Here is a 3,955-nt window from a genome sequence, read left to right on the forward strand (position 1 = left end):
GCCCACAGACGAGGCGTCCGTAAACATCACCCGCAGCCGCCTCGGACGACTCACTCGCCAAGGCTTCCTCACCCAACCCGAACGAGGCCGCTACCAGAAACGGACTTAACGCCCTCTGAGGAGTGAGCGCTGGCGTGTTCCGAATCATCGGCCGGCGAAATGCCGGGCCGCTCATGGAGCCGACCCGGCAGGATGCCCGGATGGAGATCCGAACACCCGTGCTCTCACGGCAGCGTCCACCCCGTGCTACACGGGGCGAAGAACAGGGTCGATCTCGGCCAGGATTTCGTGCAGCTGACGAGCCCCCAGGGAACCGCGGTCGCCAGTGTCCCGCAACATCTCCTCGCACAGCTGCAGCGCGTTGTCCCGGTCCTCGGAGGAGATGCCGAACACATCGAGGATTGCGGTGTGGATCCAATCGCTGTGATTGGAGTCGGCGACTGCCAGTGCGGAGGCGACTACCGCCAACCCGATCCTGTCCTTTCGCCGAAGCACGGCTTCCGCGGTCACCCGGGTGACGAAGGTGTCAGCCGGGTCGAGCACGAGTTCCAGCAATGGCCCGAGGGCCTCCTGCATCTCGGCGAAGCCTGCCAGGCCGTGACCGGCATCCGCCCGGTCACGGTAGTCGTGGCTTTGCCCGAGCTCACCGAGTGCCATGACAGCTGCATGCCGCCGATCACTGTCCACCTGGCTGCCCACCCCTCCCGCGATTTCCGGTCAAAGTACCACCGGGACACCGTCCAGATGATCGCCGGGACAGGCCCAAGGTTCGTTCCGGCGGGTCAAGGCGTCATAAGCTCCAGGACATGCACAGCACCTTGACGGAGCACGCCCGGTGTCTCTACGGAGACGAGTTCGGACCGACGCCTGAGTGCGACCTCGACCACCGGGAGCACTACTTCGTCGAGGAACTGACGTTCGCTGACGCGGATTCGATCCTCGCCATGCTCCGTGAGCTCTGCCCGCACGTGGTCGATGGTCGTTTGCCGGTCTGGGTTCGCAACCTGTCCTACCGGTTGGCGCTCCTGCAGCGACCTGATGAGCCGGCGCTGATGCGCGAGGCTGCCGAGAACTTGTGGCTGCACGGACCGGACTGGGATGGCGTCGCGGCGGACCTGACGAGGCGGGCGGATGCCCTTGAGGCCAGCTGAGTTGGGCCGCGTTGTTCATGGTGCGAGCCGGCGGCTGATCGACACCACGGTGACGGTGCGACACACCCGGATACGCCCGGACGCCGAGACTGTTGCCCACTACTTTTAGTAACTCGCTCGCAGTTGGCCCCGTCGGTCCGTGAGCTGGGTAGTCGGAGCCCGGGCCAGGGCGGCGTGGTCCGCGACATGCCAGGCACTACCAATCGGAACCCAGATCACGGGCCGGGTCATCGGCCGCCAGCGCTTCGGTGTCTTCCTCAGCATTGACCAGCACCCCGACGCGGTCGGACTCGCCGAGATCACCGCCATGCCCAGATGCGCAACCCTCCCGCACGTCGGTGTGCAGGTGTCGGGAGAGGTGGTCTGGCATGCCGATCACAACCACCAAGTGAAGATCAAGTTCACGGAGTGGATCCAGCACGAAGATCTGCTGCCGCAGTTTGCCGACCGCATCGGCCAGATCGCCATCGGCCACGTCACCAAACTCGCCCCGATCGGGGCGTTCGTCCGCCTCGCCCACTGCATCGAGGGGCTCGTCCCCCTTGCAGAACTGTCCGACGAACCCATCGAAGACTCCGTGCAAGCCGTCCGAGAGGGCCAGGAGATCCCGGTGAGAATCTGCGGCGTCGACCTCGAACGGCGCCGGATCACCCTGTCAGCCAGCTGGGCGCCATTCGACCTGCCGTGACGTCAGCGCTGCCCATAACTCAAGCACAGCGAAGTCGTCCGACAACAGCCCTCGCCGCGGATCGATCCTGTGCAGCAAGGCCGGGGCGGGGTGATGCTCAGCCACCCAGGCCCGGTCCGCGTCGGTGATCTCATCGTCGATCCAGGCGAACTCTCGGCCCTTGGCCCACTCGACGATCTCCGGTGTCTTCCAGAACACCCCACCGGTAGGCTCCGGTCGCGGCGATCGCCACGCGATGAACGGCAGAGTAGGCAACCTCAGGACCGGTGCGACGAAGTCGTTGGCCTCTTCCTCCCACGTCGTTGCCCAGACCAGTTCGAAGGGAAGCGCGGCAAGCGCTGCCCCGTGATCGGGGTTGAGCCATACCCGCAACGGCTTGACCCGCTTGTTCGGCAGCCCCCACTCAGTCAGTCGCCTACGCTCGGCCGCCTCCCAACGTGGCGTCAACAGCCGGTGTGTCGCATAGCCCTCGGGCCGCTCGTGCGGCTTCGCGGCGTACGGATTCAACGGCCCGTCCACATCCACCAGCAACATCGGCTTCACCGGCCCACCCCCTCAGTCCTGCCCGGCACCGTACCCGTCCTCGACGGGCTCACCCAGCCGTTTTCCTACTGGGAAGCGGTTTATCAAGGTTCGCGCTTCAAGCATCAACGGCGGCGGGGGCACCTTCGACTACGACCAGATGATCGACCGGCGGGAGTCCGGCAAGGGCGTGTGGCAGGTAGCGGCTTTGTCGGGACCGGCCTGTCGGTGGTCCTGATGGTCGTGGCGGTCACCACGCTCGACCCCAAGCGCCCGTGGGGCAAGTCGGTCCAGGCTGTCTGCCCGCGCTGCCACCAGCCGACCCTGCAGGAGAAGTTGACGGTGTACACGATCTCCCGGGGCCGGGCGAACTACCGCTACAGCGGGATCGTCACGCTCTGCACGGAGTGTGCGGCTTCACGGCCGTCCGGCATCCCCGCCTCGGCCCTTCGGTTGCTCAGGGGCGCCGCGAGCCGGCGCTGTGTTCGCGTCCCTTCCCCACGCCGTCCCAGATCCGGTGGAGGGGCACCCCCCCGAGCGTGGAGCCCGCCTCAGCGGGAGTGGGCGGCGAGGCTGAGCAGCAGGTGGGCGGATTCCGGGTGCTGGAAGTCGGAATGCGCGCCGGAGGGCTGCAGCCGGGTGGCGAGGCCGCCCCGGTAGACGTGACCGGCGTCGATGTTGACGATTGGGTGGTCGAGTTCGGCGTGCGGGTACGGCGAGTCCGCCGGGCGGAGCCGGGTGCTGAACTGGGGGACCGGGGCGGAGCCGGTGCCGGAGTGGCCGATGCCCGGCAGGCCCTCGGCGCGCAGGTGCCAGAAGCCGGTGGCGCGGTCCCAGCGGGAGTGGGTGAGGACCAGCGGGCCGCGTAGCGGGGCGCCGGCCCGGCCGGGGCCGAGGAACAGCCGGGGGAATAGCCGGGTGAAGGCGTCGCGGGGCGCGGCCATCTGGAAGACCAGGGCGCTGTCGACGGTGAACGGACGGCTCGGGTCGCCGGGCCGGGAAGACCAGCTCAGCACCGGGGGACCGGCCGGGCGGTCGGCCGCGTATTGGACGGCCTCGCAGAGGAACCGGCCGCCGAAGGAGTGCCCGAGCAGGTGGAGGTACTGGACACCTTCAACCACCACCCCGACCAGCCGTTCCGCGTCCGCGAACTACACGAACTCCTCAGCTGGCCCACCGACGACCCCTCCCTGAATGTCACCCGCTCCCGCCTCGGACGCCTCACCCGCCAGGGCTTCCTCACCCAACCCGGACGAGGCATCTACCAGAAACGGACTTAACGTCCTCTCAGAGGACGTTAAGTCCGTTTCTGGATGATCTGGTGTCGCCCGTTCGTGTGTACGGAGTCGTTCAGGCTGACTCGCGTGTCGTGTGCATGATGCTGTTGGGGCATGGAACGGATGCCGTACTCAACGGACTTGTCCGACAGGCAGTGGGCCTTGATCGAGCCGCTGGTCACCGCATGGAAGCAGGATCGGGTGTCGCGCTCGGCGACCGGGGATCCGGGCTCCACCGACTTGCGGGAGGTCGTGAACGCATTGCTCTACCAGAACCGGACGGGGTGTCAGTGGCGGCTTCTGCCGCACGACTTTCC

General features: G+C 67.2%; 7 protein-coding genes. 4 read left to right on the plus strand and 3 right to left on the minus strand.

What is annotated here, in order from left to right:
• Window positions 1-246 precede the first annotated feature (246 nt).
• Complete coding sequence (locus tag KS423_RS40350) at window positions 247-657, minus strand: hypothetical protein (RefSeq protein ID WP_224284705.1); 411 nt, start codon at window positions 655-657, stop codon at window positions 247-249.
• 149 nt (window positions 658-806) lie between these two features.
• Here KS423_RS40350 and KS423_RS40355 point away from each other — a divergent pair, with 149 nt between their 5' ends.
• Together KS423_RS40355 and KS423_RS40360 are read left to right on the plus strand one after the other, a co-directional pair.
• Window positions 807-1,151, plus strand: a complete 345-nt coding sequence (locus KS423_RS40355) for a hypothetical protein (RefSeq protein WP_224284706.1) — start codon at window positions 807-809, stop codon at window positions 1,149-1,151.
• 139 nt (window positions 1,152-1,290) lie between these two features.
• On the plus strand, window positions 1,291-1,839 hold the full coding sequence (locus KS423_RS40360; RefSeq protein WP_224284707.1) for a S1 RNA-binding domain-containing protein: 549 nt from the start codon (window positions 1,291-1,293) through the stop codon (window positions 1,837-1,839).
• Here the strand turns inward: KS423_RS40360 and KS423_RS40365 are convergent.
• Together KS423_RS40365 and KS423_RS40370 are read right to left on the minus strand one after the other, a co-directional pair.
• On the minus strand, window positions 1,807-2,373 hold the full coding sequence (locus KS423_RS40365) for a hypothetical protein (protein ID WP_224284711.1): 567 nt from the start codon (window positions 2,371-2,373) through the stop codon (window positions 1,807-1,809). The genes KS423_RS40360 and KS423_RS40365 overlap by 33 nt on opposite strands.
• A 539-nt stretch (window positions 2,374-2,912) precedes the next feature.
• Complete coding sequence (locus KS423_RS40370) at window positions 2,913-3,482, minus strand: hypothetical protein (protein WP_224284708.1); 570 nt, start codon at window positions 3,480-3,482, stop codon at window positions 2,913-2,915.
• On the opposite strand from KS423_RS40370, the gene KS423_RS40375 reads away from it, so the two are divergent.
• Window positions 3,456-3,641, plus strand: a complete 186-nt coding sequence (locus KS423_RS40375; RefSeq protein WP_224284709.1) for a type IV toxin-antitoxin system AbiEi family antitoxin domain-containing protein — start codon at window positions 3,456-3,458, stop codon at window positions 3,639-3,641. The genes KS423_RS40370 and KS423_RS40375 overlap by 27 nt on opposite strands.
• 111 nt (window positions 3,642-3,752) lie before the next feature.
• Window positions 3,753-3,955: transposase (locus KS423_RS40380; RefSeq protein ID WP_224284710.1), on the plus strand; the 203-nt coding region annotated here is incomplete at its 3' end.

Source organism: Streptomyces sp. LS1784, from assembly GCF_020103755.1.
In the GTDB taxonomy this organism is placed as follows: domain Bacteria; phylum Actinomycetota; class Actinomycetes; order Streptomycetales; family Streptomycetaceae; genus Kitasatospora.

Excerpts from the sequence above, each read along its gene's own strand:
- KS423_RS40355 (WP_224284706.1), top strand. The coding sequence starts at position 807 with ATGCACAGCACCTTGACGGAGCACGCCCGGTGTCTCTACGGAGACGAG.
- KS423_RS40350 (WP_224284705.1), bottom strand. The coding sequence starts at position 657 with ATGGCACTCGGTGAGCTCGGGCAAAGCCACGACTACCGTGACCGGGCG.
- KS423_RS40365 (WP_224284711.1), bottom strand. The coding sequence starts at position 2,373 with ATGTTGCTGGTGGATGTGGACGGGCCGTTGAATCCGTACGCCGCGAAG.